Consider the following 26135-nt stretch of genomic DNA (forward strand, 5'->3'; position numbering starts at 1 on the left):
GGCTTCCGGCTTTCCTGTAGAGCCGAGCCCACGCTCGGCTGCCGCGCGCAGCGCGGCCAGGCCCCGGTAGCCGAGCATGGGCTCGGCTCTACGAGGGCTCATCGGCTCATTTCAACGGCGAATACTCCGCCGGCACCCAGGCATACGCCTGCCCTTCGCTGCGCACGTGGCCCAGGCCGGGGAACGGTAGATGCGCACCGGCCACCCACCAACCCTTGGAGGTGGCCTGCTGCAGCAGACTGCGACGGCTGGCGGTGGCCGCCTTGCGGTCCGAGTCCGCTTCGAACGCCGCCTCCGGGTGCGCGAACTGCACCGCATGGAAGTGCAGCACGTCGCCCCACACCAGCAACGACTGGCCCTGGCTGTCGAACCGATAGGAGACGTGGCCAGGCGTGTGGCCGTGGGTATCCATCGCCACCGCGCCGCCGGGCAGGGCATCGCCGGGGCTGAAGGTGCGCAGATGACCGGCGGCCTGGTACGGCGCCACTGCGTTGCGCGCCAACGGGAAGGCGAAGCGCACGCCCTGCGGCGCGCCGGCTTCGCTGGCGGGATCGAGCCAGTAATCGGCATCGGCCTTGGACAGCCAGACTGTGGCATTGGGGTAGGCCGGCTTGCCCTGGGCGTCGAGCACGCCGCACAGATGGTCCGGATGGGCATGGGTGAGCAGCACGTCATCCACCTCGGCCGGGTCCACGCCGGCCGCACGCAGGTTGCCCAGCACCTGGCCCAGGCCAGGGCCGAAGCACTGCGCGGTGCCGGTATCGACCAGGGTCAGGTGGTTGCCCTGACGCACCAGGAAGGCATTGATTGCGGTCTGCAGGCCTTTCTTGTCTTCGGGTACGTAGCGGCCATCGAGCAGGCGGCTGACCAGCGAGGGCGCAACGTCGACCACTTCCTGCCGGCCCAGCGCGACCACGCCGTCGAACAGGGCGGTGACCTGCAGAGCGCCGATGTGCTGGTGGTAGACACCGGGCACCTGCTGGGTGGGGGCGGGCGAGGTGGCTTCGGCCAGTGCGGCCAGTGGCAGCGAGGACAGGGCCAGCAGCAGGGCGGAGCGCAGCGGCAGGTGACGCAGGGTCATGGCGGTTCTCGGTGGACGACGGGTGGTTCCGTTGGCCTAGCGTGCCGTGGCCGGCGCGTGCGTGGCGCTCAAAGCAGTGCGCGGAATGCTCAGGGGGTGTTGCTTGCAGGGCTTGCAGCCCTGCACCCGCAGAATCAACTTCAACGTCAACGGCAACGTCAAGAGCCGAGTTTCCTGTGGGGAGGCGGGGTGGGTCCGGTTGCGGGAGACGCCGTAAACCCGTCCATGGGGGCTTGGCCGCGGCATCCATGCCGCGGACACTCCCGCAACCGGACCCACCCCGCCTTCGACAGATTCCTGCGATCTGTTGGGAATGCCCTTGGGGTCAGATCCGTTTTCCGCAGGAAAACGGATCTGACCCCAGAAATTCATTCGATCTCTGACAGACGTGTCGACCAAGGTCGACACCTACCAACAGCCGAGTGAACCTGTCGAAGGTGGGGCGGTGTCGGAGTGCGGGGTGTCAGCCGCATGGATGCGGCTGCCAAGCCTACAGGGACGTACTTGCGGCGTCCCCGCACTCCGACACCGCCCCGCCCTCCCACGGAATGCACGCTGTTGCTGTTGCTTCGGCTCTTGCTGTTGCCTCGGCGGGTGCAGGGCGCAGCCCTGCCGAACCCCCTCAAATGTCTGTGGGAGCCAGTCCGTACTGCTCGGCGAAGCGCTTGCTGAAGCTCGCCGCAGAGCGGTAGCCCGCACGCGCGGCGACGGTCTTCAGCGGCAGGTCGGTGGTGTACAGCAGCTGCATGCCATGTGCCAGGCGCGCCTCGGTCAGCAGTTGGCGCAGGCTGGTGGCCTCGGCGGCCAGGCGTCGTCGCAGCGTGGCGCCACTCAGTGCGAACTGTTCCTCGACATCGCGTGATTGCCAGTCGCGTGCCGGCTCGGCGGCGATGCGGTCGCGGATCTGTTCGCCCAGGCTCGGTGCATGTGGCAGCAGCAGGTTGCCGTGGCCCTGGCGGCACAGGGTCAGCACCAGCGTGGCCAACGCCAGCCGCGCTTCGCTGTAGCGGCCGTCCTGCAGCGACTGCCGCCATTGCCGCAGTATCGCGCCATGTTCGGCCAATGGCAGTCGCGCCATTGCCGGGCCGGCGCTGGGCAGCTCCTCGTTCCACAGCGTGCGCGCTGCCGCCAGCACTTCGGCGCACAGCGGCACGATCGCGCTGAGGTAGCGGCCGCTGTGTGGATCGGGGCGGTTGACTACATCGATGCGGCAGCGCTGGGTCAGCAGCAGGATGTCGCCGGGCACGAATTCCAGTGACTGGTGCGCGGTACGTACCTGTTTGCGTCCTTCCAGCAGGATCGCGAACTGTGGCTGCGGAATTTCCACCGAGCTGGCGCCATGCTCGCGGCGTGCGGTGATGCAGGCATAGCCTTCGGCGCGTTCGCAGCCGGCCAGGCTGGCCATCTCGGCCAGCAGCGCGGAGGCGGGCGGCAGCATGATGGTCATGACACGTGCGCGCCGAGCAGGCGGCCGACGCCGGCGGCGGCCGCCATCGCCAGCGCGCCCCAGAACATCACCCGGATCGCGCCACGCAAGGGCGGTGCGCCGCCCGCCTGCGCGGCCATCGCGCCGGTCAGGCACAGGCCGAGCAGGGTGCTGGCGGTGGTCATCAGCGCGACCTTGTCCACCGGCGCGAGCAGGGCGGTCAGTACCGGCAGTGCGGCGCCGCAGGTGAACGCCCCAGCCGAGGCCAGCGCCGCCTGCAAGGGACGCGCGCGCAGGGTGTCGGTGATGCCGAGCTCGTCACGCGCGTGCGCACCCAGCGCATCGTGGGCGGTGAGCTGCTGGGCAACCTGGCGGGCCAGCGCCGGGTCCAGGCCGCGGTGGCGGTAGATTGCGCTCAGCTCTTCCAGTTCGCTGTGTGGGTCTTCGTGCAGCTCGCGCTCTTCCATCGCCAGGTCGGCGTCTTCGGTATCGGCCTGGGTCTGTACCGAGACATACTCGCCGGCCGCCATCGACATCGCACCGGCCACCGTGCCGGCGACACCGGTGGCCAGGAGGGTGCTGGCCGAGGCGCCGCTGGCGGCCACGCCGACTACCAGGCCGGCCACCGAGACGATGCCATCGTTGGCCCCCAGCACGGCGGCGCGCAGCCAGCCGACGCGCTCGGAGCGGTGCAGTTCGGGGTGTCGTGAATGGCGGCTCATGACCTTGAGTGTACGGGGGTCAAGAGGGCGTCGGTAGGATGCTGAAACCCGTCACCGTCGCATGACGCAACGAGGTGCCACGCTATAGTGCGCCCTTGCGATGGCGGGCCCTGGGCCCCACATCCCCTGCCACTGTCCAGCGAGTCCTCCCCTTGTCGAGCCCCAGCCACGTCGCCGATACGCCCATTACCGACCGCTCGCAGCTGGTTGCGGAGATCGCCTCCGGCGAGAAGCCCCGTGCGCAGTGGCGCATCGGTACCGAGCACGAGAAGTTCGGGTTCCGTCTGGATGACCTGCGCCCGCCGACCTTCGAAGGCGAGCGCGGCATCGAAGCGCTGCTCAAGGGCCTGGTCCGCTTCGGCTGGCAGCCGGTGCAGGAGAACGGCAACACCATCGCCCTGCTGCGCGATGGCGCCTCGGTGACGCTGGAACCGGCCGGCCAGCTGGAACTGTCCGGCGCGGCGCTGGAAACCATCCACCAGACCTGCGTGGAGACCGGTACCCATCTGAATGAAGTGGCGCAGGTGGCCGGCGAGCTGCAGCTGGGCTTCCTCGGCATGGGCTTCCAGCCCAAGTGGTCGCGCGATGAGATGCCGTGGATGCCGAAGGGCCGCTACAAGATCATGCGCGCCTACATGCCCAAGGTCGGTTCGCTGGGCCTGGACATGATGACCCGCACCTGCACCGTGCAGGTGAACCTGGATTACGCCAGCGAAGCGGACATGGTGAAGAAGTTCCGCGTGTCGCTGGCGCTGCAGCCGATCGCCACCGCGCTGTTTGCCGATTCGCCGTTCACCGAAGGCAAGCCGAACGGCTACCTGAGCTATCGCTCGCACATCTGGACCGACACCGACGCCGACCGTACCGGCATGCTCGACTTCGTGTTCGAGGATGGCTTCGGTTACGAGCGCTATGTCGATTACCTGCTCGACGTGCCGATGTACTTCTCCTACCGCGATGGCATCTACCACGACGCCAGCGGGCAGAGCTTCCGCGACTTCATGCAGGGCAAGCTGCCGGTGCTGCCGGGCGCGTTGCCGACCCTGCGCGACTGGTCGGACCACACCACCACCGCGTTCCCGGAAGTGCGCCTGAAGAAGTACCTGGAAATGCGCGGCGCCGACGGCGGCCCGTGGAGCCGGCTGTGTGCGCTGCCGGCGTTCTGGGTCGGCCTGCTGTACGACGACACCGCGCTGGATGCGGCGTGGGATCTGGTGCGTGACTTCAGCCTGGCCGAGCGCCACGCGCTGCGCGACGGCGTGCCCAGGCATGCGATGAACCTGCCGTTCCGCACCGGCACAGTGCGCGACCTGGCCCGCGAAGCGGTGAAGATTTCGGTGGAAGGCCTCAAGCGTCGTGCCGCGCGCAATGCCGATGGCCAGGACGAGAGCAAGTTCCTGGACGTGCTGCAGGAAATCGTCGAGTCCGGGTTGACCCCGGCCGAGCGCAAGCTGGCGCTGTTCCATGGCCGCTGGCATGGCGATGTGGATCCGGTGTTCCGCGAGTTCGCGTACTGATCGCCCTGCGGTAGTGCCGGCCGCTGGCCGGCAATCCCAGACGAAAAACCCCGGCAATGCCGGGGTTCTTCGTTTCTGCGGCAGCGCGGTCAGGCCGCGTTCTTCATCGTCGCCATGTCGATCACGAAGCGGTAGCGCACATCGTTCTTCGCCATGCGTTCCCAGGCTTCGTTGACGTTCTTGATGTCGATCATCTCGACATCGCTGACGATGCCGTGCTCGGCACAGAAGTCCATCATTTCCTGGGTCTCGGCCATGCCGCCGATCGCCGAGCCGGTCAGGTGCTTGCGGCCGAAGATCACGCTGCCACCGGTCAGCGGCGGGTCCAGTTCGGTCAGTACGCCGACCAGGCACATGGTGGCTTCGCGTTTGAGAAGGCCCATGTACGGGTTGGTGTCATGGCCGACCGGGATGGTGTTGAGCAGGAAGTCGAAGCTGCCGGCGTGGGCCTTCATCTGTGCGGCATCGCGCGAGACCAGCACTTCGTCGGCGCCCAGGCGTGTGGCGTCGGCACCCTTTTCCGGGGTGGTGGTGATCATCACCACGTGCGCGCCGAGCGCCTTGGCGAACTTCACGCCCATGTGGCCGAGGCCACCCAGGCCGATCACGCCGACCTTCTGGCCCGGGCCGACCTTCCAGTGGCGCAGCGGCGACCAGGTGGTGATGCCGGCGCACAGCAGCGGCGCGGCAGCCTTCAGGTCCAGCGTGTCGGACACCTTCACCACGAAGCGCTGCTCGACCACCACGTGGTCGGAATAGCCGCCGTAGGTCGGCGCACCGCTTTCACGCTCGCGGCCGTTGTAGGTCCATGTTGCGCCTTCGGCGCAGTACTGTTCCAGATCGTGCTCACAGGCGTCGCAGTGGCGGCAGGAATCGACCATGCAGCCGACGCCGGCGTGGTCGCCGACCTTGAAGCGGGTGACGTTGCTGCCGACCGCGGTGACGCGGCCGATGATCTCGTGGCCCGGCACCATCGGGTAGATCGAGCCACCCCAGTCGTCGCGGGCCTGGTGCAGGTCGGAGTGGCAGATGCCGCTGTAGAGGATCTCGATGCGCACATCGTCCGGGCCGACCGCGCGGCGTTCGAACTCGTACGGGATCAGCGGGTCGGTATGTGAATGGGCGGCGTAACCACGGGCGAGGGACATGGGGAATCCTTGGCAGGGTTTGTCGAAAGGCGTTTTACAATACGCCCCGCACCCAGCGGCAAGAAGCCCGGATATCGGCATGATTCATCAAGTGGAACTGCACAATCATGGCCACTGACAACTTGACCCACCTGGCCGCCTTCGCCGCGGTCGCCCGCCATCGCAGCTTCCGCCGCGCCGGCGCGGAACTGGCGCTGTCGACCTCGGCGGTGAGCTATGCGATCCGCGCGCTGGAGGAGCGGCTGGGGGTGGGTCTGTTCCATCGCACCACCCGCAGCGTGGCCCTGACCGAGGCCGGGCAGCGCCTGCTGGAACGCCTGCAGCCGGCGCTGGGCCAGGTGCATGACGCATTGGAAGAGATGAACCAGTTCCGCGCCGCCCCGGCCGGCCTGCTGCGCATCAACGCGACGCGCGCGGCGGTGGCGACCCAGCTGGGGCCGAGGCTGGCGCGCTTCCTGCACGCCCACCCCGATGTGCGGGTGGAGCTGACCGAGAACGATGGCCTGGTCGATATCGTCGCCGAAGGCTACGACGCCGGCGTGCGCCTGCACGAGTTCGTACCCGAAGACATGGTGGCGGTGCCGATGGGGCCGCCGCTGCGCGGCTTGATCGTCGGATCGCCGGAGTATCTGCGCCGACGCCCGGCCCCGCAGCATCCGCGTGACCTGGCCGGCCATGAGTGCATCCGCTTCCGCTTCGCCAGCGGGCATCTGTACAAGTGGCAGTTCGAGCGTGATGGGCAGGCGCTGGAAATTGACGTGCCGGGGCGGCTGACGCTGGGCGAGCAGGGCACCGTGGTCGGCGCAGTACTCGATGGCATCGGCCTGGCCTATGTGCTGGAAGACACCGCGCGGCCGTACATCGAATCCGGGCAGATGGTGGCGGTGCTGGAAGACTGGAGCGAGCCGTTCGCCGGGTTTGCACTGTATTACCCGAAGCAGCGGCAGATGCCCGGCGCGCTGCGCGCGTTCGTGGACATGCTGCGGGAGTGAACTGCGGTAGGTGATGCAGTGCCGACCAACAGTCGGCACCCACCATACCCACCACGATCGCTCATTCCACCAGCGCGTCATACCCCAGGCCGACAAACTGGATCAGGCAGAAACCATGCCCGAACGGATCGGCCAGCACCGCGATGCGCCCCCAGCGGCGCTCGCCAACCGGTTGTTCGAGGATCGCACCGGCCGCAACCGCACGCGCCAGCGCGACCTCGATGTCATCCACAACCCAGTCCAGATGCAACGGTGTCCAGTGGCGCTGGTAATCGCGCACGTCGCCGTCTTCGGTGGCAGGGCTGCCGTGGTCGTTCCGCAGCAGGTACAGCGGGGTGGGGCCGCCCAGCAGTTCCACCGCACCGGGCCCGAGGCGGCGGCCGACGCGCAATCCAAAGGCGGCCCCATAGAACGCTTCGGCGGTGGGCAGGTCGGGCACGTCGATGTTGATGATGAAGCTCTGTGCAGGGGAGTGCATGGCAGCGACCCTCGGCAGTCGATGGCCGGCAGTCTAGTCCTGCTGCCGGCTGTTGCCGATTCATCTCCTGCACGGAATCGGGCAAGCTGGGCGACCTCTGTCGACAAGGACTTCCATGAGCGCACTCCCTGACATCGAACAGGCCACCGGGCAGGTCTTCCCCCCTTTGTTCAAGCAACTGCATGCAGCGGGCCGGTTGAGCTGGGGCAGCCCCCACCCGCAATGGTCCGAAGCGGTGTTTCCGTCGCTGCAGGCCGAGCCGCCGGTGCTGCTGTACGCCCAGGACTATGAGCCGCTGGAATCTGACGAGCTGCTGGAGGCGTGGCAGGAGCTGACCGCGGAAGATCACTACAATCCCCTGCGCGCCGACCTGCAGCTGCTGCCGTTCGCGCGAACCGGAGCAGGCGACAGCTACTGCTTCTGGAGCAACGCGCCCGGTGTTGCCGAGCCGCCGGTGGTGCTGGTGTGGCATGACGATGATCGTGCCGATGTGCTGGCCGCCAATTACCAGGACTTCCTGTTCCGCAAGATGGTTGAAGCGGTTGCCGAATACGAGCCGCCGTACTCGCTGCTTTCGCACGGCGACCTGGCCGGGAATCTGCAGCGCTGGTTGCAGACCCACCAGTCGGTTCTGCGCAGTGATCAGCACGCGGCGTTGCAGCACCTGTTTGCTCGCACAGGCGACATTGCAGAAGGAGCCATCAGCGACGACGACGCGCAGGCCATCGTTGCCGAAGTGATCGGCTTCGATCAGTTGGACGCGTCGTTCGCCTACGTGCGCGAGGATGCCTGAAGGCGGGGGTCGGATCCGCGCGCAGCGTGGCGCTGCCCCCTTCTTCGCCGAACAGGGGTCAGAGCCCTTTCCGTTGGAAAGGGATCCGACCCCGTGCGGAATCAGCCTGCGGCCGGGTAATCCAGGTAGCCTTCCTCGCCGCCGCCGTAATAGGTGCTGCGGTCGGGCGTGGCCAGCGCGATGTCGCGGCGCAGGCGCTCGACCAGATCCGGGTTGGCGATGAACGGTTGGCCGAACGCCGCCAGATCGATGGTGCCGGCTTCGACCAGTTGCAGTGCGCGCGCGCGGGTCATGCCGCCGGCCAGGATCAGCGTGCCGCCGTAGGCCTGCTTGAACTGCTGCAGGAACGCCTCACCCAGCACCGATTCGCCCTGCTGCAGGTTGTCGTTGAGGTGCACATAGGCCAGTCCGCGCTTGCCCAGTTCTTCGGCCAGGTACAGGTATGTGGCTTCGTTGTCGTCGTAGAACGGCATGTCGAAGGTGAGATTGTTCGGCGCCAGGCGCACGCCGATGCGGTGCGCACCGATGCGCTGCGCCATCGCATCGACGGTTTCCAGGATCAGCCGCGCACGGTTCGGCAGCGAGCCGCCGTAGCGATCCTCACGCTGGTTGATGAGCGGGTTGAGGAACTGTTCGAACAGATAGCCATTGGCGGCATGCAGCTCGATGCCGTCGAAGCCGGCGGCGATCGCATTCTCGGCGCCGCGCACGAAGTCGTCGACGATTCCGGGAATCTCCGCGGTATCCAGCGCGCGTGCCGGGGTCGGATCGGCATGGCCGCGGCTGCCGTCGGCCAGGTACACGAACGAGGTGTTCTTCGGCGCGCTGGCCACCGGGCGCGTGCCGGCGCTGACCGGCTGCCCGCCATCGGGCTGCAGCGAGCTGTGCGACATACGGCCTACGTGCCAGAGCTGGGCGAAGATCGTGCCCTGCTCGGCATGCACGGCCTCGGTGACGAGCTTCCAGCCGGCCACCTGCTCGGCCGACCAGATGCCCGGCACGTCGATGTAGCCTTGGCCCTGCGGCGAGACCGGCGTGCCTTCGCTGATGATCAGGCCGGCGCTGGCGCGTTGCCGGTAATACTGCGCGGTGAGTGCGTTGGCGACCGTGCCGGGATTGCGGGCACGGGTCATCGGGGCCATCGCGATGCGGTTGCGCAGGGCGGTGCCTGCAAGGTCGAACGGGTGGAACAGGGCGGCAGTCATGTCGGTCGTCTCGGTGCGGGGGAGAGGCGCCAGCGGCGCCATGCAGACAGGATGGAGTTGACATGCGGGCGCATAAAGCGCTTCGATCTCCCTTGGTGCGGGACAATTTGTCCCCAATGGGGTGCGAACGATGCTGCCGCTGGAATCCCTCAATGGCCTGGTGACCTTCGTCACCACCGCCCGTTCGGGCAGCTTCACCGAAGCCGCCGACGCGCTGGGCATCTCGCGTTCGGCGGTGGGCAAGGCCATCGCGCGGCTGGAAGCGCGGCTGGGCGTGCGCCTGTTCCACCGCACCACGCGGCGTATCGCGTTGACCACCGACGGCGAGGCGTACTACGCCTCCTGCGCAGCGGCGCTGGAGGAGATCTCCGCTGCCGAAGCCTGTCTGGGCTCGGCCGGCCTGCCCAGCGGGCGCCTGCGCATCGACATGCCGTCCTCGTTCGGTCGGCTGGTGGTGCTGCCGGTGCTGCTGCGCTTGTGCCGGCAGTACCCGGACCTGCAATTGACGATGACCTTCACCGATCACTTCGTGGACCCGATCGAGGAGGGCATCGACCTGCTGATCCGCTTCGGTGGCCTGCACCAGGCCGAACATCTGGTGGCGCGCCGGCTCGGGCGCCAGCGCCTGGTTACCTGCGCATCGCCGGAGTACCTGCAGGCGCACGGCACTCCGCAGACCGTGGAGGAACTGGCGCAGCACCGCAGCATCGTCGGCTTCCGCCATGGCCAGCCGGTGGCGTGGCGGGTCGGCAGCGATGATGCGGAAGGCACGTTCATCCCCCACGCGACCTACCAGCTCAACGACGGCGACGCGGTGATCGAGGGGGCCATCGCTGGGCTGGGCATCTGCCAGATGCCCATCTCACTGGTGCGCCGTCATCTGGAGTCCGGCGCACTGCACTCGGTGCTGGACGCGCACATGCAGCGGCATATCGACATCCACGCGCTGTGGCCGCCAACCCGGCACCTGCGGCCGAAGGTGCGCTACGTGGTGGATGAGTTGACCCGGCTCGCAGGACAGGGCGTGTTCGATTGACCCCGGCGGATTGAGTGCGGTGGCGGGGTGTGTATACTATCCCCCAGTATAGTTCCAAGGTGGCGCCGCCATGCCGCACTCCCCCGAAGAGAAAAAGAAGGTCCTGGCCCGCGTCCGCCGCATCCGTGGCCAGTGCGACGCGCTGGATCGCGCGCTCGAAGCTGGTGCCGACTGCGGGCCGGTGCTGCAGCAGATCGCCGCCATCCGGGGCGCGGTCAACGGCCTGATGTCCGAGGTGATGGAAGCCCATCTGCGCGAGGAGTTCGGCCAGCCCGCCGCCTCCGACGAACAGCGCGCCGAACGCGTGCGCGACATGAGCGCGTTGATCCGCTCGTACCTGAAATAAACGACGGCGCAACATTGCGCCGCCCATCCTGTTACTGCCTGTCTTTGGAGAAGCCACCATGAAGTCCCGTGCCGCCGTCGCCTTTGGTCCCGGCCAGCCGCTGCAGATCGTCGAGATCGATGTCGCCCCGCCGAAGGCCGGAGAAGTGCTGGTCAAGATCACCCACACCGGTGTCTGCCACACCGATGCGTTCACCCTGTCCGGCGACGATCCGGAAGGCCTGTTCCCGGTGGTGCTGGGCCATGAAGGCGCCGGCATCGTGGTGGAAGTGGGCGAGGGCGTGACCAGCGTCAAACCGGGTGACCACGTGATTCCGCTGTATACCGCCGAGTGCGGCGAGTGCCTGTTCTGCAAGAGCGGCAAGACCAACCTGTGCGTGGCCGTGCGCGCCACCCAGGGCAAGGGCGTGATGCCTGATGGCACCAGCCGCTTCAGCTACAACGGCGAGCCGCTTTACCACTACATGGGCTGCTCGACCTTCAGCGAGTACACCGTGGTGGCCGAAGTGTCGCTGGCCAAGATCAACCCGGACGCGAACCCGGAACACGTCTGCCTGCTCGGCTGCGGCGTCACCACCGGCATCGGCGCGGTGCACAACACCGCCAAGGTGCAGGAAGGCGACAGTGTGGCCGTGTTCGGCCTCGGCGGCATCGGCCTGGCGGTGATCCAGGGTGCGCGCCAGGCCAAGGCTGGCCGCATCATCGCGGTGGACACCAACCCGTCCAAGTTCGAGCTGGCGCGCGAATTCGGCGCCACCGACTGCATCAACCCGAAGGACTTCGACAAGCCGATCCAGCAGGTCATCGTGGAAATGACCACTTGGGGCGTGGACCACAGCTTCGAGTGCATAGGCAACGTCAACGTGATGCGCGCGGCGCTGGAATGCGCACACCGTGGCTGGGGCCAGAGCGTGGTGATCGGCGTGGCCGGGTCGGGCCAGGAAATCTCCACCCGCCCGTTCCAGCTGGTGACCGGCCGCAAGTGGATGGGCACCGCCTTCGGTGGCGTGAAGGGCCGCAGCCAGCTGCCGGGCATGGTCGAGGACGCGATGAAGGGCGATATCGAACTGGCGCCGTTCGTTACCCACACCATGGACCTGGACAAGATCAACGAAGCCTTCGACCTGATGCATGAAGGCAAGTCGATCCGTTCGGTGGTCCACTACTGAGCCGCGGCATGGGCTGGCTCGATGCCCTGCGCAGGCCGCGCGCGGACGATCCGCGCGCGGCCCTGGTCGAACCGATCGAGCAGGCGCTGCGTGCGCTGGGCTGGGTCGAGGGGCCGGTCGGACCGCCGCGTGCGGTGGATTCACCGTTCGGTACCGACGAGATGCCGTTCGAGCACTGGCTGGCGCAGGTGTTCCTGCCCCGCCTGCACGAAGCCCGTGCCGACGGCCAGTGGCCGCCGCGCAGCCAGGCGGCGGTGGCCGCGTACCGCAACCTGGACGGGCAGCCCGGCGTCGAACCGCTGCTGCGCCTGCTGTCGCAGCTGGATGAACTGATCAACAAAGGCATCCACGCCGGGCGTGGATAAGCCGACCAAGGTCGGCACCTACCAGAAGCATGCGTGCGCCGACGCGCCGCGCAGGAGAACATCATGGAACGCATTGAACACCGCGCCTGCTTCGGCGGCTGGCAGGATGTCTACCGCCACACGTCCACCACGCTGGGCTGCGACATGCAGTTCGCCGTGTACCTGCCGCCGCAGGCGGCCACGCAGAAGCTGCCGGTGCTGTACTGGCTGAGCGGCCTGACCTGCACCGAACAGAACGTCATCACCAAGGCCGGCGCGCAGCGGTACGCGGCCGAGCACGGGGTGATCCTGGTCGCGCCCGACACCAGCCCGCGCGGCGACGAGGTGGCCGATGCCGAAGGCTACGACCTGGGCAAGGGCGCTGGCTTCTACCTCAACGCCACCCAGCAGCCGTGGGCCAAGCACTACCGCATGCATGACTATGTGGCGCAGGAACTGCCGGCGCTGATCGAGGCGCACTTCCCGGTGACCGCTGCGCGCGCCATCAGCGGGCACTCGATGGGCGGCCATGGTGCGCTGGTGATTGCCCTGCGCAATCCCGGCCGCTATCGCAGCGTGTCGGCGTTCTCGCCGATTGTTGCGCCCAGCCAGGTGCCGTGGGGACAGAAGGCGTTCACCGCCTATCTGGGCGCCAACCCGGCCGACTGGGCGCAGTGGGATGCCTGCGCGCTGCTGGCCACGGCCGAAGAACGGCTGCCGCTGCTGGTGGATCAGGGCGCCGCCGATGAATTCCTGCAGACCCAGCTGCAGCCCGAGCGCCTGCAGCAGGCCTGCGAGGCCGTTGGCCACCCGCTGACCCTGCGCCTGCAGCCCGGCTACGACCACAGCTACTACTTCATCGCCAGCTTCATCGGCGAGCACATCGCCCATCACGCCCAAGCGCTGAAGCGTTGACCCCGGTAGAGCCGGGCCTACGCTCGGCTTTCCCTTGGGCCTCCGACTGGATGGCAGCCGAGCATGGGCTCGGCTCTACGGTTACACGCCGCCTTTTTAGTGGTGGATCACACCATCGTGGCGCCGCCCCGGGCTATCGTGCGCGCGTACGGCTTTGTGGATCGGGGGATGCATGCCGGTAGTGCTGGCGCTGCTGTATGTGCTCTGCCATGGCCTGGTGCTGACCCTGTGGCCGGGATCGGCGGGTGCGGGGTCCTTCGTTTTCCTGACCGGCGCCCCCGTGCTGGCCGCAGCGGCCTGCCTGTGGCGTGGTCAGCGCGACCGCGCGGCGCTGGGCTGGCGGGCCACGGCGCTGGCCCTGCTGCTGTGGGCCGGCGGCATGGGCGTGAACATGCTCGATGCCCTTGGCGCCGATCGCGCCGACATCACTCCGCGGGTGAGCCTGCTTCTGTATGTGCTGTACGGCGTGCCGCTGGTGTTCATCCTGGCGCGTGCGCGCCGTGAGCGCTGGTCGATCAGCGTGATCGACGGTGGCATGGCGGCGCTGCTGGGCGTGCTGTTCTTCGTGCATACGCAGTCGTTCGCCGACCGCATCGATATCGACAACCAGGCCATGGCGAACATGCAGCGCATGTTCGACATCCAGAACCTGTGCATCGCCGTCTTTGCGGTGGTGCGCTGGCTGGCCGGCGACGTGCCCGAGCGGCGCAGCTTCTTCCGCGCGCTGGCGCTGTATGCGCTGGTCTACCTGGCGGTGGCGTTCTACATCAACCACTACACCGCCGAGCAGTCATTTGGTGCCTACAACGACCTGCTGATCGACCTGCCGTTCCTGCTGTTGGCCGTGCTGGCGCTGCGCCAGGCACCGGCGCCCGGCTTCGTGCTGCACCCCCGCCTTTCGCGGCTGGTCCAGGCCGGCGGGCCGATCATCCTGCCGCTGCTGCTGCTGGTGGTCGGCACCCTGGTGGTGGACCACGCGCGATGGCTGGCGGTGGCCGGCTTCGTGGTCGCCACACTGGGCTTCAGCCTGCGCAGTACCGTGCTGCAGATGGATCTGCTGGAGCGCCAGGCGGGACTGGATGAGCTGGCCCGGCGCGACGGCCTGACCGGGGTGGCCAACCGCCGCGAGTTCGACACGGTGCTGCAGGCCGAATGGAACCGGGCGCGGCGCAACGGCAGCGAACTGGCCCTGCTGCTGGTCGACATCGACCACTTCAAGGCGTTCAACGACCAGCACGGCCATCCGGCCGGCGACCGTTGTCTGCAGGCTGTCGCGGCGGTGCTGAAGACAACGGCCGGCCGCGCCGGCGACAGTGTGGCGCGCTACGGTGGCGAGGAATTCGCGGTGATCGTGTCCGGAAGTGCATTGTCGGGGGTGCTGGCGCTGGCCGAGCGCTTGCGCGAGGCGGTGGAGGCCCTGCCGTTGCCGGAAGGATCGATCAGCATCAGTGTTGGCGTGGGCTATCTGCATCCGCCCGCGCTGGCCAGCGCCGATCAGCTGTTGGCCGATGCAGACGCCGGCCTGTATGCCGCCAAGCGCGCTGGCCGCAACCAGGTGATGCTGCACGCGCACGTTCTCGACGATGAGGGCAACGCGCACGGCACCCTGGACTGCTGAGACCGACCGGCCAGCCCCACACCCGCGCTGGCGCGGGCTCATCGCTGCCGGTGCCAGCCGGCCGGATCCAGCAGCCGCAGCCCGACCGGCGACAGCGAGCGTGGCCGCAGGTGCAGGTTCGCCGCCTGCACCGCCTGGGCGCAGCGCGCCAGCTGCAGACGCAGCGGCGCCAGCGGGTCGTCCGCGCGCGGGCGCGCACGCCGCCACTGGGCGATGCGCAGCAGGCAGACCAGCAGGTCCAGTTCGCTGGCCGCGATGAACGGGGAGCCGGGCCGCAGCAGGTCGATCGGCGCCGAAGGTGTGGTCAGCAGCGGCAACAAGCCCAGAAACGCATCGCAGCCCTGCCGGTCCAGGCCGAGATCGCCAAGGCCGATGAGGCCCTCGGCCCGCAGGCCAGGCTCGCGCAGCTGGCGGATCGCCGCCAGCAGCGCCTGCTCGCCGTGGCCGAACTGACGACCGAAGGCGCGGTAGCTGACCCGGGTGGGGAACAACGGAGCGCGGGAGGCCATGGCCGCTAGCCGTGCCGGTCGCGGGTTTCCACCAGCACCGGGCAGGGCGCGTGGTCGATGGTCCATTGCCCGACCGAAGGTTCGAACAGGCGTTCCAGGCGCGACAGGTGGCGATGGCCGATCACGATCAGGTCGCACTTCAGGCGCCGGGCCTGGTCGCTGATGACTTCGCCGGGTTCGCCGGAGGGGATCTGCGCGATGGCATCGACGCCGCGTTCGCGCAGCTCGGCCAGCGCTTCGGCCAGCACCGCTTCGGCGCGTGAGCGCTGGCGGGCGGCTTCCGGGTACTCGATGCGGTCGGCTTCGCTGGCATCGGCGGCCAGCGTGAATTCGGGGTCGAGCACGCACAGCAGGTGCAGGCGGCTGCGCGGGCCGGCGACGGCTGCGGCCAGGTCCAGCACGCGCGCGTGCTGGGGGCCGCCATCGAGGGCGACCAGCAGGGTGTTGAACATGGGTGTCTCCTTGGCAGGCCGGGGATGGTCGCTCATGCCGCGCCGCGCACCCATGCCGTGTGGTGCAGGCAATGCGTGCATGGTACGCAATCGACTTTGACCGAGAGTGTCGTAGAGTCATTCCACCTGTTGGAGACTGCCATGCCCCTGCCCGACCTCAACCTGCTGCTGGCCCTGGATGTCCTGCTGGACGAAGGCAGTGTCGCCGGGGCGGCCCGGCGCATGAACCTGAGCGCGCCGGCCATGAGCCGCACCCTGGGGCGGATCCGCGACGCGCTGGGCGACCCGGTACTGGTACGCGCCGGCCGCGGCCTGGCGCCGACCCCGCGCGCGCTGGAACTGCGCGAGCAGGTGCGCGACGTGATCGAGCAGGCCCATCGGGTGTTCAACGATGGGCGTGAGGTGGACATCCAGACCCTGGAACATACCTTCAGCATCCGCGCCAACGACGTGTTCATCGGCAGCTACGGTGGCCGCCTGCGCGAAGTGTTCCGCCAGCAGGCGCCACGTTGCACGCTGCGGTTCATGCCCGAAGGTGACTCCGACGATGACGCGATGGTGCAGGGCCGGATCGACCTGTATATCAGCACTGCCGGCAAGCATACGCAGGAAACCAAGGTCCAGAACCTGTTCACCACGGCACTGCTCGGCGCAGCCCGCGAGGATCATCCGCTGTTCGACGGCGATATCACTGCAGAGCGGTTTGCCGCCTGCGACCACATCGCCGTCTCGCGGCGCGGCATCGCGCATGGGCCGATCGACGACGAACTGGCACAGTTGGGCCTGCGGCGGCGGGTCGCGATGGTCATCCCCACCTTCCACGGTGCGATCTTCGCCGCAGCCTCCTCGGACCTGGTGCTGCCGCAGATGCCCAGCGTGATGCTCGATCGGATTGCCTACATGGGACTGCCACTGCGCATGTTCCCGCTGCCGGTGCCAGTACGCACGGTGGCGCTGGTGCAGGCCTGGCATCCGCGCATGGACAACGACCCAGCGCACCGTTGGCTGCGCCGTACGATCAAGAGCATGTGCGACGCCGACGCGTTGTAGCGTCGAGCCTGCCCGACCACTTCTGCTCGACTCCATGAAAAGGCATTCGATGGAGCGCGGGCACGCCGTGCGCCTCGAAGCGGCAATCCATGGAGCGCGGCAACCCGTGCGTCTGGTGCACGACTGGCATTTCACCCACGCCATTTTTCGCAGCTGTGGGCCTGCCTAGACTGCGCTCCCCACATTCACCGAGCGCACGCCATGTCGCTTCATCTGCCGTGCGCTGCACGGATCGGTCCGCACCCATGAGCGCGATCACCCTGCCACAGGCCCCGGCAGTCCCCGCTGCCCCCGCGTTCGATCGCCGCATCGTGGTCGGGCTGTGCGGTGTGCTGCTGGTGGTCTTGCTGTCGGGATTCAACGAGAACGTCACCAAGGTCGCGCTGGCTGACATCCGCGGCGCGATGGGGTTCAGCGTCGATGACGGCAACTGGATCACCGGCATCTACAGCGCCATGTCAGTCAGCGCGATGGCCTTCGCGCCCTGGTGCGCGGCCACCTTCTCGCTGCGCCGCTTCGGCTTGGTGATGATCGGCGCCTTCATGCTGCTGGGTGTGCTGTGCCCGCTGGCGCCGAACCTGCCGACCTTCCTGCTGCTGCGCGCGTTGCAGGGCCTGTCTGGCGGTGCCCTGCCTCCGCTGCTGATGAGCGTGGCGCTGCGCTTCCTGCCCCCGGGTATCAAGCTGTACGGCCTGGCAGGCTATGCGCTCACCGCCACGTTCGGGCCGAGCATGGGCACGCCGCTGGCCGCGCTGTGGGTGGAGCACGCGGGTTGGCAGTTCGCGTTCTGGCAGATCGTGCCGTTCTGCGTGGCCGGCATGGTGATGGTCGGCTGGGGCCTGCCGCAGGACCCGATGCGCCTGGAGCGCTTTGCCCAGTTCAACGGTGTGGGCCTGGCCCTGGGGCTGCCGGCGCTGGTGATGCTGGTGCTGGGCCTGACCCAGGGCGCACGCCTGAACTGGTTCGATTCACCGCTGATCACGGTGTTGCTGGGCGGCGGCAGCGGCCTGCTGGTGTTGTTCTTCATCAATGAATGGTTCCACCCGCTGCCGTTCTTCAAGCTGCAACTGCTGGCCCATCGCAATCTCGGCTATTCGCTGGTCACCTGCGTGGGCGTGCTGTTCGTGCTGCTGGCGGTCATCTCCATCCCCTCCGGGTTCCTGGCCAGCGTGCAGGGCTACCGCCCGTTGCAGACCGCGCCGCTGTTGTTGTGGTTGGCGCTGCCGCAGGTCATTGCGCTGCCGCTGGTGGCTGCCCTGATGAACCTGCGAGTGGTGGACTGCCGCTGGGTGCAGGCGGCCGGGCTGTTGCTGCTGGCGGCGGCGTGCTTCATCGGCGCGCACCTGGATGTGCAGTGGAACCGTGACACCTTCCTGTGGGTGCAGCTGCTGCAGGTCGTGGCGCAGCCGATGGCGGTACTGCCGTTGCTGTTGCTGGCCACCACTGGCCTGGCGCCGCAGGACGGTCCCTATGCCTCGGCCTGGTTCAACACCGTCAAAGGCTTTTCGGCGGTGTTCGCCGGTGGCGTGCTCGATGCGGTCGGGCAGTCACGGCGTCACCTCCATTCGACCGCGCTGGTCGACCACCTGGGCAACCAGCCGTGGTTGCCGGCCAGCGCCGATCTGCCCGCGCGCCTGCACGCCCAGGTGCAGGCGCTGACCTCGGCGGACCTGTACTGGCTGGTGGCGCTGGTAGCTCTGGGCTGCCTGCCGCTGCTGCCGTGGGCAACCCGTGTCCATCCGCCACGTGCTGTGGCCTGACCCTTACCCGCAAGGACTCCCCCATGAGCCTCAACAAGACAATCCTCAACACCGGCCTTGCACTGGGCGTGCTGGCTCTGGCCATCGGCGGCTGGCTGCTGCTGCGCGACGGGCGCTACCAGCGCACCGACAATGCCTACGTCAATGCCGATTTCACCGTGGTCGCACCGAAGGTGGCCGGCTTCGTCAGTACCGTGGATGTGCAGGACAACCAATCGGTAAAGGCCGGCGACGTGCTCGCCCGCATCGACGACCGTGACTACCAGGTGGCACTGCAGGCGGCACGTGCTGACCTCGCCAATGCCCGCGCGCAGCTGGCCAATGCGCAGGCCGCACTGGCCCAGCAGGATTCGCTGATCGAGCAGGCCAGGGCCAGTGTCGATGTCAGCCGTTCCGAACTGACCCTGGCCAGTGCCGACCAGCAGCGTTACCGCGAGCTGGCCCGTGATGGCGCCGGCACCGTGCAGAACGCACAGCAGGCACAGTCGAAGCAGGCAGTGGCCAGTGCGCATCTGCAGCAGGGCCAGGCCGCGCTGTCGACCGCGCGCCAGCGCACCAACATCCTGACGGCCGGTGTGCAGGCCGCGCAGGCTGCCGTGCAGCGCGCGGAAGCGGCGCAGGCTCGCGCCGAACTGGATCTTTCGCACACCGTGCTGCGCGCACCGATCGAAGGCATGGTCGGTCGTCGCGCGGTTCGCGTCGGTGCCTACCTCACGCCGGGCACGCCGGTGGCGGCGGTGGTGCCGCTGCAGCGCGCCTTCGTGGTCGCCAACTTCCAGGAAACGCAGATGACCCGCATGCAGGCCGGCCAGCAGGTCGAGCTGACGGTGGACGTGTTCCCCGGCAAGCCGTTGCGTGGCCACATCGACAGCATCGCCCCGGCCACCGGCGTCACCTTCGCCGCCGTCGCACCGGAGAATGCCACCGGCAACTTCACCAAGGTGGTGCAGCGCATTCCGGTGAAGATCGTGCTGGAGCCGGGCCAGCCGTTGCTGGACAAGCTGCGCGCCGGCATGTCGGTGGAGGCCAGCGTCGACCTGGACAGTCGTGCGCGCGCCCAGAACGCGCAGCGTGCTGCGGGCCCTGCGGCCGGGGAGGGCGCATGAGCGCAGGCCCCGTGTTGCGCATCTTCTTCGCGGCCACCGTGTGCACGGCGCTGGCCGCCTGCACGATGGGCCCGGACTTCGTGCGTCCGCAGGCGCAACTGCCCAGCCACTGGCAGGGTGAGGCGGTGACCGCCAGTGCAATCGATCAGGACGCGGCCTGGTGGGCCGGCTTCGACGATCCACTGCTGGGTCAGCTGGCAGGGCAGGTGTTGCAGGCCAATATCGACCTGCGGCTGGCGGCCAACCGCGTGCAGCAGAGCCGCGCCGCGCGTGGCATCAGCGCTGCCGACCGTCTGCCCAGCGTCAGCGCAACCGCCAGCGGCGCGCGTGCACGCAACAGCGAGGTGGGCCTGAACGATCCCTCCGGCAACGGCGGGCGCGACGACTACGGGCTGTTCCAGGCGGGCATGGGCCTGAGCTGGGAGCTGGATCTGTGGGGGCGCGTGCGGCGCCAGCTGGAAGCGGCCGATGCGCGCGTGCAGATGGCCGAGGAGGATGCGCATGCGGTGCGCATCGCGTTGCTGGCGGAAACCGCGCGTGACTATCTGCAGCTGCGTGCGACGCGGCAGCTGCGGGCGATCACCGAGGACAATCTGAGCATCGCCCACGACATCAAGCGCCTGACCGAAGCACGCCAGCGCCAGGGCGTGGCCAGCACGCTGCAGGTCTCCAGCGCGGCGGCGCAGGTGGCCTCATTGCAGGCACGCATCGCGCCGCTGCGGCATCGCGAATCGCAGCTGCGCAATGCGCTGGCATTCCTGCTGGCGCAACCCCCGCAGGCACTGGATGCGCAGTTGCAGGATGCACGTCGCGACTGGCCGGCGTTGCCGGCGGTGGCGGTGGGTCTGCCCAGCGAACTGGCCGAGCGCCGCCCGGACATCCGGCGCGCAGAAGCGGCACTGCATGCCGCAACGGCGGGTATCGGGGTGGCCAAGGCCAGCTTCCTGCCGCGTATCAGGTTGAATGGCGATGCCGGTTTCCAGGCCAAGCAGCTTGATGACCTCGATGGCTGGAACGCGCATCGCTTCAGCGTCGGGCCGGCGATCAGCCTGCCGATCTTCCAGGGCGGGCGTTTGAAGGCCAATCTCGCGTTGAGCAGGCTGCAGCAGCAGCAGGCGTCGCTGCAGTTCCAGCGCACGGTGCTGCAGGCCTGGCATGAAGTGGATGACGCCATCGATGGCTATGCCACCGAACAGCAGCGCACCGTGCAGTTGCACGTGGCGGTGGAGGAGAGCGAAACCGCGTTGGGTGCGGCGCGTCGGCAGTACCAGGCCGGCGTGGTCGACATGCTGGATGTGCTCAGTACCCAGCGCATCGCGCTGGACAACCAGGCCGCGCTGGCCAACAGCCAGGCCACGGCGGCGATCGCCCGGGTGGAGCTGTACCGCGCGCTGGGCGGCGGCTGGTAATGCCGGCCAGCGGCCGGCACTACCTCGCGCCCGGTAGTTGCCAACCTGGGTTGGCAGCTTTTTGCAGAAGCGCCAACCAAGGTTGGCATCTACCAGAGCATGGTCAGCGCCGGGCCATGCCCGGCGGGCACCTCAACGTACGTCGCGCAGTTCCCAGTGGCTGCCGGCCAGCAGGCGCAGGCGCTGCTTGAACACGTCACTGTCGATGCGGGTGGTGGCCACCAGGTTGATGCGCAGGTCCTTCTGTTCGCCGGTCACGGTGGCGTCCGGATCGGTCACGCCCCACTGCGGTTCCACCGCATCCGGGTCGGGCTGCTTGGCCTTCCAGCGCTCGAACAGCGTGCCGCTGCGCAGGGCGTTCTGCAGTTCCTCGGCGAAGCCGGCGGCGCCCTGCGAATGGAAGGACAGGTCAGGGTCGTTGCCGCGGGCCTTGGACGGGTCGGGCAGGCTGATGTGGTACTGCGCAGGCATGGTGTTCTCCTTGAAGTGCGGCAAGGCTGGCACAGTCGCGGTGGAATCGATGTGCAGATTCCCGCCGCGGTTGGCCTTCATTCAAACCGATGCGGCCCATCGGCAAAGCCCACGGTGACCGCGCCCTTGCCGACGTTGACCATGCCGGTCAGGCTCATCACCGACTCATACACGCTGACGCCGTGCTCGGCGCAGACCTGCTTCAATGCCGCATAGCCGGGCAGGGCGCGCAGTTCGTCCAGTTCACCGCCGTAGCTGACGCACACCGTCGGTGTCATCAGCCCGGCGCGTACACGCTGGCCCACCACGGCGAACAGCTTCTGTACGGCGTTGTCGAAGCCTTTGATCTTGGCCACCGGCCCGGTCTCGCCGCGGTAGCCGTGCAGCACCGGCTTGATGTCCAGCGCGCTGCCCAGCGCGGCACTGAGCAGGCCGACGCTGCGGTCACCCTTGTGCCGTGCACGTGCGCGCATGTAGTACAGGTCGCGGGTGACCATGTAGCCATGCACGTTGCCGGCCAGTTCCTCCAGCCGCTCGCGGATCTGCTGCACGCTGGCGTTGCTGTCGCGCAGGCGCACGGCCTCGATCGCGGTCACCGCCTGCGCCGCAAACAGGTTCTGGGTGTCGAGCACGCGCAGCGCGAACGGCGAGTTGTAGCCCGCCGCCTGCCGCACCGGCTTGTAGTCGTTGAGGATGGCGAAGCTGGCCTGCAGCGCGTTGTCGTGGATGGGGCTGCGGGTCTTGGTGATGGTCATGCAGAACACGTGGTCGTAGTCGATCACCAGCTGCTGCAGGAACAGGTCGCGGATCTGGTTGACGCTGAAGGGGATGGTTTCCGCTTCAGCGCCATGCTCGGCCACATGGGCGTGCAGGAAACTGAGCGTGGCCTGCTCATCGCGGTGATCGGCCAGCACGGCTTCGCCGATGCGGACGGTGATCGGCAGCAGCACGATGTTGTGTTCGGCGATGAAGTCCTGCGGCAGGTCGCAGGCCGAGTCGACGACGATTCCGATGCGCATCCGCGGCTCCCCCTCCAGGGCGGTTGTAGGTTCGGAAATGTGAAAACTATCTCAAAACCGCGCCCGGCGCGCGAGGGAAATACGCCAGTGCCTGTTCAGCGACTACGCTGCACCGCCACTGGCAGGCTGTCCAGGCGCTGCCACTCGGGCTGCTGCAACAGGCCCGGATCGTCCAGCACGGCGGCGATCAACGGGTGCGCATCGTTGCCCCAGAACAGTTCATCGCCGATGGCCAGGGTCGGCACGCCGAACACACCGGCGCCGATGGCGGCGTCCGTGTTGCGCCGCAGCTGCTCCTTCACCGCCGGATCGGCAATGGCGGTGGCCACATCCTCGATGTCCAGCCGGGCGCCGGGCTCGCGCAGAGCCTCGGCACTGTCGCCGGCGTTGCCCTCGCGCCAGATCCAGTCAAACAGCACGTCCACCGCCTGCGCGCTGGCACCGGCCGCCAGGCACAGGCGCAGCGCCGACAGCGGGTTGAACGGATGGCCCGGTGGGAAACGCAGCGGCGTGCCCTCGGCCTGCGCGGTCCACTGCAGCTGGCGGTACATGAAGCGGCGCTTGGCCGGAATCTCGGCCGGGCCGAGGTTGCCCAGGTGATGCAGCACCGCACCGAAGGCGATCGGCACCGGCTGGATCTGGCCGAACTGCGGCAGCCGCTTCAGCTTCTGCCAGTGCAGGTAGGAATAGGGCGAGACGAAGTCGAAATACCAGCGCAGCGTGGCCATGAGGGTTTCCTTGAAGGCGGTCAGGGCTGCGCGTTGCGCTGCAGGTAGCGGTCGCGCAGTTCGGTCTGGCGCGAGCGCATCGGCATCGCACGGCCGCCCAGCCAGACCTGTTCGGCATAGTGCGCCACATCCAGCGGGTCGCCTTCCCACAGCACCAGGTCGGCGCGCTTGCCCGGCTCGATGCTGCCGATCTGGTCGGCCACGCCGAAGGCCTGTGCCGGAACCCGGGTCAGGCCGGCCAGGCCATCGGCCCAGGGCAGGCCGTTGGCGACCGCGTTGCCGGCCAGCTGGCGCATCTTGCGCGCGTTGTGCGAGGCATCGCCGCGCTGCACGAACGACACCGCCACGCCGGCCCGCTGCAGGCGCGCGGCATTTTCCAGGGTGGCACCGATCTGGTCGAAGCTGGCCGGCAGGTTGGCCAGCACGTCGACGAACACCGGCACATGCGCCGCTGCCAGTTCCGGCGCCAGCTGCCAGGCCTCGCTGCCGCCGGCCAGGGCGATCTTCACTTTCTCGCGCGCGGCCCAGCGCAGCAGCTGGCGGATGTCCGCCGCGCGGTCCACCTCCACCACGATACGGCCCTGGCCGGCCAGGTAGCGGCCCAGCGTGCGCCGCCCGGCCGGGGTCAGCAAGGCATGCGGCGAATCGGCGGGCACCTGGCCGCGGGCCTCATCCACCATCTGCTGCAGCAGCATCCATTGCGCCGCGCGCGAGTGGCCGGTCAGCTCCGATGCTGACGAGCCCAGGCGCAGGAACAGGGCGTGCGGCCCGAGGGGATCGGCGCTGCCGTCCAGCCGGACCACGCCGCCCTGGCCGGCCACGAAGCCGCCTCCGGTGGCCGCACCCAGCGCGGTGAAGCCGATGCCCTCCAGCCGCGCCACCGGGATCAGCACCGAGGCCGGGTTGTAGGCCAGGGTGACGTCGAACTCGGGTCGCAGCGGTTGCTCGCCGATCTTCAGCGTGCTGTCGACCGTGCTCGATTCACCGGAGACTTCTTCGATGCCGATCTCGGTGATGCCACCGAACAGTGCCGGGGTCAGCGGCCGACCATTGGCCTCGACCGCGGTCACCCCGGCCGGTGCCGACAGGCCGGCACCCACCGCGCGGATGATGCCGCCCTGCACCAGTACGTCGGCGTTGTGCAGGCTGCCGCGCGCGCTGGCGGTGTGCACCGTGGCGTTGCGCACCAGCAGGTCCTGCGCCGATGCCGTGGTTGCCAGCAACAGCAATGCCACCACGGTAGCGCCGGGCCATGCCCGGCGACGCTTGTTCAACGCGCCCATCAGCGTACCTCCTGGCCAAGCTGGAAATCTGAGCGCGGCGTGGCCTCGGGCACGCTGCGGTCATACAAGCGCCGGCCATCAATGAAGACCTGTTCGGCCAGCGCATAGGAACTGAAGGGGTTGCCGTTCCACACCACCACGTCGGCCATCTTGCCGGCCTCCAGGGTGCCGGTCTGGCCCTCGATGCCCAGCGCCTTGGCGGCGTTGGCGGTCATCCAGGTGATGGCATGTTCGGGGGTGATCTCCGGCATGCGCGCGCGTCGTGCCGAGGCCATCACCTTGGCCGCTTCCTGGTTCAGGCGCTGGATGCCTTCGGGCGAATCGGAATGGACGATGGCACAGCTGTTCTTCGGCCGGTCAACCAGCGCGATGTTCTCCTGGATGCCGTCGAAGGCTTCCATCTTGAAGCCCCACCAGTCGGCCCACAGTGCACCGCAGACGCCGTCGGCGGCCAGCCGGTCGGCCAGCTTGTAGGCCTCCACGCCATGGTGGAAGGCGGCCACCTTGAAGCCGAATTCCTTGGCCAGGTCGAGCATGGTGGCCATTTCGTCGGCGCGGTAGCAGTGGATGTGCACGCGGATGTCGCCCTGGATCGCGCCCGCCAGCGTGTCCAGCTTGAGGTCGCGCTTGCCACCGGCATCGCCGGCGCTGTCGCCCTTGTCGCTGCCGAACCAGCGCTTGCGCTTGGCCGCCTTGGGCGTGTTCTTGGCGATGTAGTCGGCAGCGTCGATGAAGGCGGCACGGTAGCCGGCCACGTTGCCCATGCGCGTGGCCGGGGCTACGCCCTTGCCTTCGCCGTAGACCCGCTTGGGGTTTTCGCCGCAGGCCATCTTCAGGCCCCATGGCGCGCCGGGGAACTTCATCGCCTGGTAGGTGATGGCCGGTACGTTCTTCAGGGTGACGCCACGGCCGCCCACCAGGTTGGCCGAGCCGGGCAGCACCTGCATGCTGGTCACGCCGCCGGCCAGCGCGGTGGCAAAGCCGGGGTCCTGCGGCCACACCGAGTGCTCGGCCCAGACGTTGGCGGTGACCGGCGCGGTGACTTCGTTGCCGTCGCTGTGCGCGCCGACGCCGGGGCTGGGGTAGACGCCCAGGTGTGAGTGCACGTCGATCAGCCCCGGCGTCACCCACTTGCCCTGCGCATCGATGCGGGTGACTCCGGCGTCGGCCTGCAGTTGGCGGCCAACGGCGGCGATACGGCCGTCGCGCAGCAGCACGTCGGCGTTGTCCAGGCGTTGGCCGGTACCGGTCAGCACGGTGGCGTTGTGGATCAGCACCGGCGCATCGGGATGGGCCTGGTAGGTGCTGGGATAGGGGTCTGCCACGAAGCGCGAGGCGCCCACGGCGGGTGCGGTGGCCATGGCCAACAGTGCCAGCCCCACCCCAGCGCGCAGCATCGTTGATGTCATCCAGCTCCCCTCCAGGCATAGTCCAGCCGCCGACGCTAGCCGGGCGGTGGTGGGCTTGCCAAGTGACCTTCTTCACAGGGCAGTGGCGGGCGGCTCGACGGCATCGCCCGGCTGGCTGAAAATAGCCGGTCCCCCGCCGTACCGGACCGA

At 68.3% G+C, this 26135-nt stretch carries 26 protein-coding genes; 13 read left to right on the forward strand and 13 right to left on the reverse strand.

Translation table 11 applies throughout. From position 1 onward, the window contains the following. Positions 1-106: 106 nt before the first annotated feature. The 3 genes from LZ605_RS18875 to LZ605_RS18885 form a co-directional block, all read right to left on the reverse strand. Positions 107-1081, reverse strand: coding sequence for an MBL fold metallo-hydrolase (locus tag LZ605_RS18875; RefSeq protein WP_249842866.1), 975 nt, complete (start codon positions 1079-1081; stop codon positions 107-109). A gap of 622 nt (positions 1082-1703) precedes the next feature. Further along, positions 1704-2528, reverse strand: a complete 825-nt coding sequence (locus tag LZ605_RS18880; protein WP_249842867.1) for a helix-turn-helix transcriptional regulator — start codon at positions 2526-2528, stop codon at positions 1704-1706. After that, positions 2525-3229, reverse strand: coding sequence for a VIT1/CCC1 transporter family protein (locus LZ605_RS18885; RefSeq protein WP_249842868.1), 705 nt, complete (start codon positions 3227-3229; stop codon positions 2525-2527). The genes LZ605_RS18880 and LZ605_RS18885 overlap by 4 nt, the downstream gene beginning before the upstream one ends. A 152-nt stretch (positions 3230-3381) precedes the next feature. Here LZ605_RS18885 and LZ605_RS18890 point away from each other — a divergent pair, with 152 nt between their 5' ends. Continuing rightward, positions 3382-4746: a glutamate--cysteine ligase gene (locus LZ605_RS18890; protein WP_249842869.1), complete on the forward strand. Its 1365-nt coding sequence runs from the start codon at positions 3382-3384 to the stop codon at positions 4744-4746. 89 nt (positions 4747-4835) lie between these two features. On the opposite strand, the gene LZ605_RS18895 is transcribed toward LZ605_RS18890, so the two are convergent. Further along, a complete protein-coding gene (locus LZ605_RS18895) occupies positions 4836-5894 on the reverse strand; it encodes an NAD(P)-dependent alcohol dehydrogenase (protein WP_249842870.1) in 1059 nt (352 codons plus the stop codon). Positions 5895-6001: 107 nt separating this feature from the next. On the opposite strand from LZ605_RS18895, the gene LZ605_RS18900 reads away from it, so the two are divergent. Then, positions 6002-6886 (forward strand): LysR family transcriptional regulator, encoded by an 885-nt coding sequence (locus tag LZ605_RS18900; protein ID WP_249842871.1) that lies wholly within the window; start codon positions 6002-6004, stop codon positions 6884-6886. A 61-nt stretch (positions 6887-6947) separates the two neighbouring features. Here LZ605_RS18900 and LZ605_RS18905 read toward each other — a convergent pair whose 3' ends face one another. Continuing rightward, the gene (locus LZ605_RS18905) at positions 6948-7364 is read right to left on the reverse strand and encodes a VOC family protein (protein WP_249842872.1); all 417 of its coding nucleotides are present in this window, start codon (positions 7362-7364) and stop codon (positions 6948-6950) included. A 115-nt stretch (positions 7365-7479) separates the two neighbouring features. Between LZ605_RS18905 and LZ605_RS18910 the strand changes: the two genes are divergently transcribed. Next, positions 7480-8157, forward strand: coding sequence for an SMI1/KNR4 family protein (locus tag LZ605_RS18910; RefSeq protein WP_249842873.1), 678 nt, complete (start codon positions 7480-7482; stop codon positions 8155-8157). Positions 8158-8258: 101 nt separating this feature from the next. Here LZ605_RS18910 and LZ605_RS18915 read toward each other — a convergent pair whose 3' ends face one another. Next, on the reverse strand, positions 8259-9362 hold the full coding sequence (locus LZ605_RS18915; RefSeq protein WP_249842874.1) for an alkene reductase: 1104 nt from the start codon (positions 9360-9362) through the stop codon (positions 8259-8261). Between the two features lie 130 nt (positions 9363-9492). On the opposite strand from LZ605_RS18915, the gene LZ605_RS18920 reads away from it, so the two are divergent. The 6 genes from LZ605_RS18920 to LZ605_RS18945 all read left to right on the forward strand — a co-directional run bounded on the left by LZ605_RS18920 (position 9493) and on the right by LZ605_RS18945 (position 14789). Then, entirely contained in the window at positions 9493-10398 is a 906-nt protein-coding gene (locus tag LZ605_RS18920; RefSeq protein WP_249842875.1) for a LysR family transcriptional regulator, read from the forward strand. 70 nt (positions 10399-10468) lie between these two features. Next, a complete protein-coding gene (frmR, locus tag LZ605_RS18925) occupies positions 10469-10744 on the forward strand; it encodes a formaldehyde-responsive transcriptional repressor FrmR (RefSeq protein WP_005411009.1) in 276 nt (91 codons plus the stop codon). Positions 10745-10802: 58 nt separating this feature from the next. Then, positions 10803-11912, forward strand: coding sequence for an S-(hydroxymethyl)glutathione dehydrogenase/class III alcohol dehydrogenase (locus tag LZ605_RS18930; protein ID WP_107232044.1), 1110 nt, complete (start codon positions 10803-10805; stop codon positions 11910-11912). Between the two features lie 8 nt (positions 11913-11920). Next, on the forward strand, positions 11921-12277 hold the full coding sequence (locus LZ605_RS18935; RefSeq protein ID WP_249842876.1) for a YqcC family protein: 357 nt from the start codon (positions 11921-11923) through the stop codon (positions 12275-12277). A gap of 63 nt (positions 12278-12340) precedes the next feature. After that, positions 12341-13171 carry an S-formylglutathione hydrolase gene (gene fghA, locus LZ605_RS18940; protein WP_249842877.1) on the forward strand — a complete coding sequence of 277 codons (831 nt, stop codon included), beginning with the start codon at positions 12341-12343 and terminating at the stop codon, positions 13169-13171. A 172-nt stretch (positions 13172-13343) separates the two neighbouring features. Continuing rightward, a complete protein-coding gene (locus LZ605_RS18945) occupies positions 13344-14789 on the forward strand; it encodes a GGDEF domain-containing protein (RefSeq protein ID WP_249842878.1) in 1446 nt (481 codons plus the stop codon). A 38-nt stretch (positions 14790-14827) separates the two neighbouring features. Here LZ605_RS18945 and LZ605_RS18950 read toward each other — a convergent pair whose 3' ends face one another. Together LZ605_RS18950 and LZ605_RS18955 are read right to left on the reverse strand one after the other, a co-directional pair. Next, complete coding sequence (locus LZ605_RS18950; RefSeq protein WP_249842879.1) at positions 14828-15298, reverse strand: hypothetical protein; 471 nt, start codon at positions 15296-15298, stop codon at positions 14828-14830. Positions 15299-15303: 5 nt separating this feature from the next. Continuing rightward, positions 15304-15750, reverse strand: a complete 447-nt coding sequence (locus tag LZ605_RS18955) for a universal stress protein (RefSeq protein WP_249842880.1) — start codon at positions 15748-15750, stop codon at positions 15304-15306. 141 nt (positions 15751-15891) lie between these two features. Between LZ605_RS18955 and LZ605_RS18960 the strand changes: the two genes are divergently transcribed. The 4 genes from LZ605_RS18960 (at position 15892) to LZ605_RS18975 (ending at position 21075) form a co-directional block, all read left to right on the forward strand. Next, a complete protein-coding gene (locus LZ605_RS18960; protein ID WP_249842881.1) occupies positions 15892-16800 on the forward strand; it encodes a LysR family transcriptional regulator in 909 nt (302 codons plus the stop codon). Between the two features lie 245 nt (positions 16801-17045). Then, entirely contained in the window at positions 17046-18560 is a 1515-nt protein-coding gene (locus LZ605_RS18965; protein ID WP_249842882.1) for an MFS transporter, read from the forward strand. A gap of 23 nt (positions 18561-18583) precedes the next feature. Beyond that, the gene (locus tag LZ605_RS18970; RefSeq protein ID WP_249842883.1) at positions 18584-19666 is read left to right on the forward strand and encodes an HlyD family secretion protein; all 1083 of its coding nucleotides are present in this window, start codon (positions 18584-18586) and stop codon (positions 19664-19666) included. Then, positions 19663-21075, forward strand: a complete 1413-nt coding sequence (locus tag LZ605_RS18975) for an efflux transporter outer membrane subunit (protein WP_249842884.1) — start codon at positions 19663-19665, stop codon at positions 21073-21075. Before LZ605_RS18970 ends, LZ605_RS18975 begins: the two co-directional genes overlap by 4 nt. Before the next feature lie 132 nt (positions 21076-21207). Here LZ605_RS18975 and LZ605_RS18980 read toward each other — a convergent pair whose 3' ends face one another. From LZ605_RS18980 to LZ605_RS19000, 5 genes are all read right to left on the reverse strand, one after another. Beyond that, positions 21208-21546 carry a hypothetical protein gene (locus tag LZ605_RS18980; protein ID WP_107232087.1) on the reverse strand — a complete coding sequence of 113 codons (339 nt, stop codon included), beginning with the start codon at positions 21544-21546 and terminating at the stop codon, positions 21208-21210. Positions 21547-21623: 77 nt separating this feature from the next. Next, on the reverse strand, positions 21624-22565 hold the full coding sequence (locus LZ605_RS18985; protein ID WP_107232054.1) for a DegV family protein: 942 nt from the start codon (positions 22563-22565) through the stop codon (positions 21624-21626). A gap of 95 nt (positions 22566-22660) precedes the next feature. Then, complete coding sequence (locus LZ605_RS18990; RefSeq protein ID WP_249842885.1) at positions 22661-23293, reverse strand: 2-hydroxychromene-2-carboxylate isomerase; 633 nt, start codon at positions 23291-23293, stop codon at positions 22661-22663. 20 nt (positions 23294-23313) lie between these two features. Further along, positions 23314-24576, reverse strand: coding sequence for an amidohydrolase family protein (locus LZ605_RS18995; protein ID WP_249842886.1), 1263 nt, complete (start codon positions 24574-24576; stop codon positions 23314-23316). After that, positions 24576-25985 carry an amidohydrolase gene (locus tag LZ605_RS19000; RefSeq protein ID WP_249842887.1) on the reverse strand — a complete coding sequence of 470 codons (1410 nt, stop codon included), beginning with the start codon at positions 25983-25985 and terminating at the stop codon, positions 24576-24578. The genes LZ605_RS18995 and LZ605_RS19000 overlap by 1 nt, the downstream gene beginning before the upstream one ends. Between the last annotated feature and the right edge of the window lie 150 nt (positions 25986-26135).

Origin of the sequence: Stenotrophomonas maltophilia (assembly GCF_023518235.1) — a bacterium.
In the GTDB taxonomy this organism is placed as follows: domain Bacteria; phylum Pseudomonadota; class Gammaproteobacteria; order Xanthomonadales; family Xanthomonadaceae; genus Stenotrophomonas.

Excerpts from the sequence above, each read along its gene's own strand:
- LZ605_RS18875 (WP_249842866.1), bottom strand. The coding sequence starts at position 1,081 with ATGACCCTGCGTCACCTGCCGCTGCGCTCCGCCCTGCTGCTGGCCCTG.
- LZ605_RS18880 (WP_249842867.1), bottom strand. The coding sequence starts at position 2,528 with ATGACCATCATGCTGCCGCCCGCCTCCGCGCTGCTGGCCGAGATGGCC.
- LZ605_RS18885 (WP_249842868.1), bottom strand. The coding sequence starts at position 3,229 with ATGAGCCGCCATTCACGACACCCCGAACTGCACCGCTCCGAGCGCGTC.
- LZ605_RS18895 (WP_249842870.1), bottom strand. The coding sequence starts at position 5,894 with ATGTCCCTCGCCCGTGGTTACGCCGCCCATTCACATACCGACCCGCTG.
- LZ605_RS18900 (WP_249842871.1), top strand. The coding sequence starts at position 6,002 with ATGGCCACTGACAACTTGACCCACCTGGCCGCCTTCGCCGCGGTCGCC.
- LZ605_RS18905 (WP_249842872.1), bottom strand. The coding sequence starts at position 7,364 with ATGCACTCCCCTGCACAGAGCTTCATCATCAACATCGACGTGCCCGAC.
- LZ605_RS18910 (WP_249842873.1), top strand. The coding sequence starts at position 7,480 with ATGAGCGCACTCCCTGACATCGAACAGGCCACCGGGCAGGTCTTCCCC.
- LZ605_RS18915 (WP_249842874.1), bottom strand. The coding sequence starts at position 9,362 with ATGACTGCCGCCCTGTTCCACCCGTTCGACCTTGCAGGCACCGCCCTG.
- LZ605_RS18920 (WP_249842875.1), top strand. The coding sequence starts at position 9,493 with ATGCTGCCGCTGGAATCCCTCAATGGCCTGGTGACCTTCGTCACCACC.
- frmR (WP_005411009.1), top strand. The coding sequence starts at position 10,469 with ATGCCGCACTCCCCCGAAGAGAAAAAGAAGGTCCTGGCCCGCGTCCGC.
- LZ605_RS18930 (WP_107232044.1), top strand. The coding sequence starts at position 10,803 with ATGAAGTCCCGTGCCGCCGTCGCCTTTGGTCCCGGCCAGCCGCTGCAG.
- LZ605_RS18935 (WP_249842876.1), top strand. The coding sequence starts at position 11,921 with ATGGGCTGGCTCGATGCCCTGCGCAGGCCGCGCGCGGACGATCCGCGC.
- fghA (WP_249842877.1), top strand. The coding sequence starts at position 12,341 with ATGGAACGCATTGAACACCGCGCCTGCTTCGGCGGCTGGCAGGATGTC.
- LZ605_RS18945 (WP_249842878.1), top strand. The coding sequence starts at position 13,344 with ATGCCGGTAGTGCTGGCGCTGCTGTATGTGCTCTGCCATGGCCTGGTG.
- LZ605_RS18950 (WP_249842879.1), bottom strand. The coding sequence starts at position 15,298 with ATGGCCTCCCGCGCTCCGTTGTTCCCCACCCGGGTCAGCTACCGCGCC.
- LZ605_RS18955 (WP_249842880.1), bottom strand. The coding sequence starts at position 15,750 with ATGTTCAACACCCTGCTGGTCGCCCTCGATGGCGGCCCCCAGCACGCG.
- LZ605_RS18960 (WP_249842881.1), top strand. The coding sequence starts at position 15,892 with ATGCCCCTGCCCGACCTCAACCTGCTGCTGGCCCTGGATGTCCTGCTG.
- LZ605_RS18965 (WP_249842882.1), top strand. The coding sequence starts at position 17,046 with ATGAGCGCGATCACCCTGCCACAGGCCCCGGCAGTCCCCGCTGCCCCC.
- LZ605_RS18970 (WP_249842883.1), top strand. The coding sequence starts at position 18,584 with ATGAGCCTCAACAAGACAATCCTCAACACCGGCCTTGCACTGGGCGTG.
- LZ605_RS18975 (WP_249842884.1), top strand. The coding sequence starts at position 19,663 with ATGAGCGCAGGCCCCGTGTTGCGCATCTTCTTCGCGGCCACCGTGTGC.
- LZ605_RS18980 (WP_107232087.1), bottom strand. The coding sequence starts at position 21,546 with ATGCCTGCGCAGTACCACATCAGCCTGCCCGACCCGTCCAAGGCCCGC.
- LZ605_RS18985 (WP_107232054.1), bottom strand. The coding sequence starts at position 22,565 with ATGCGCATCGGAATCGTCGTCGACTCGGCCTGCGACCTGCCGCAGGAC.
- LZ605_RS18990 (WP_249842885.1), bottom strand. The coding sequence starts at position 23,293 with ATGGCCACGCTGCGCTGGTATTTCGACTTCGTCTCGCCCTATTCCTAC.
- LZ605_RS18995 (WP_249842886.1), bottom strand. The coding sequence starts at position 24,576 with ATGGGCGCGTTGAACAAGCGTCGCCGGGCATGGCCCGGCGCTACCGTG.
- LZ605_RS19000 (WP_249842887.1), bottom strand. The coding sequence starts at position 25,985 with ATGACATCAACGATGCTGCGCGCTGGGGTGGGGCTGGCACTGTTGGCC.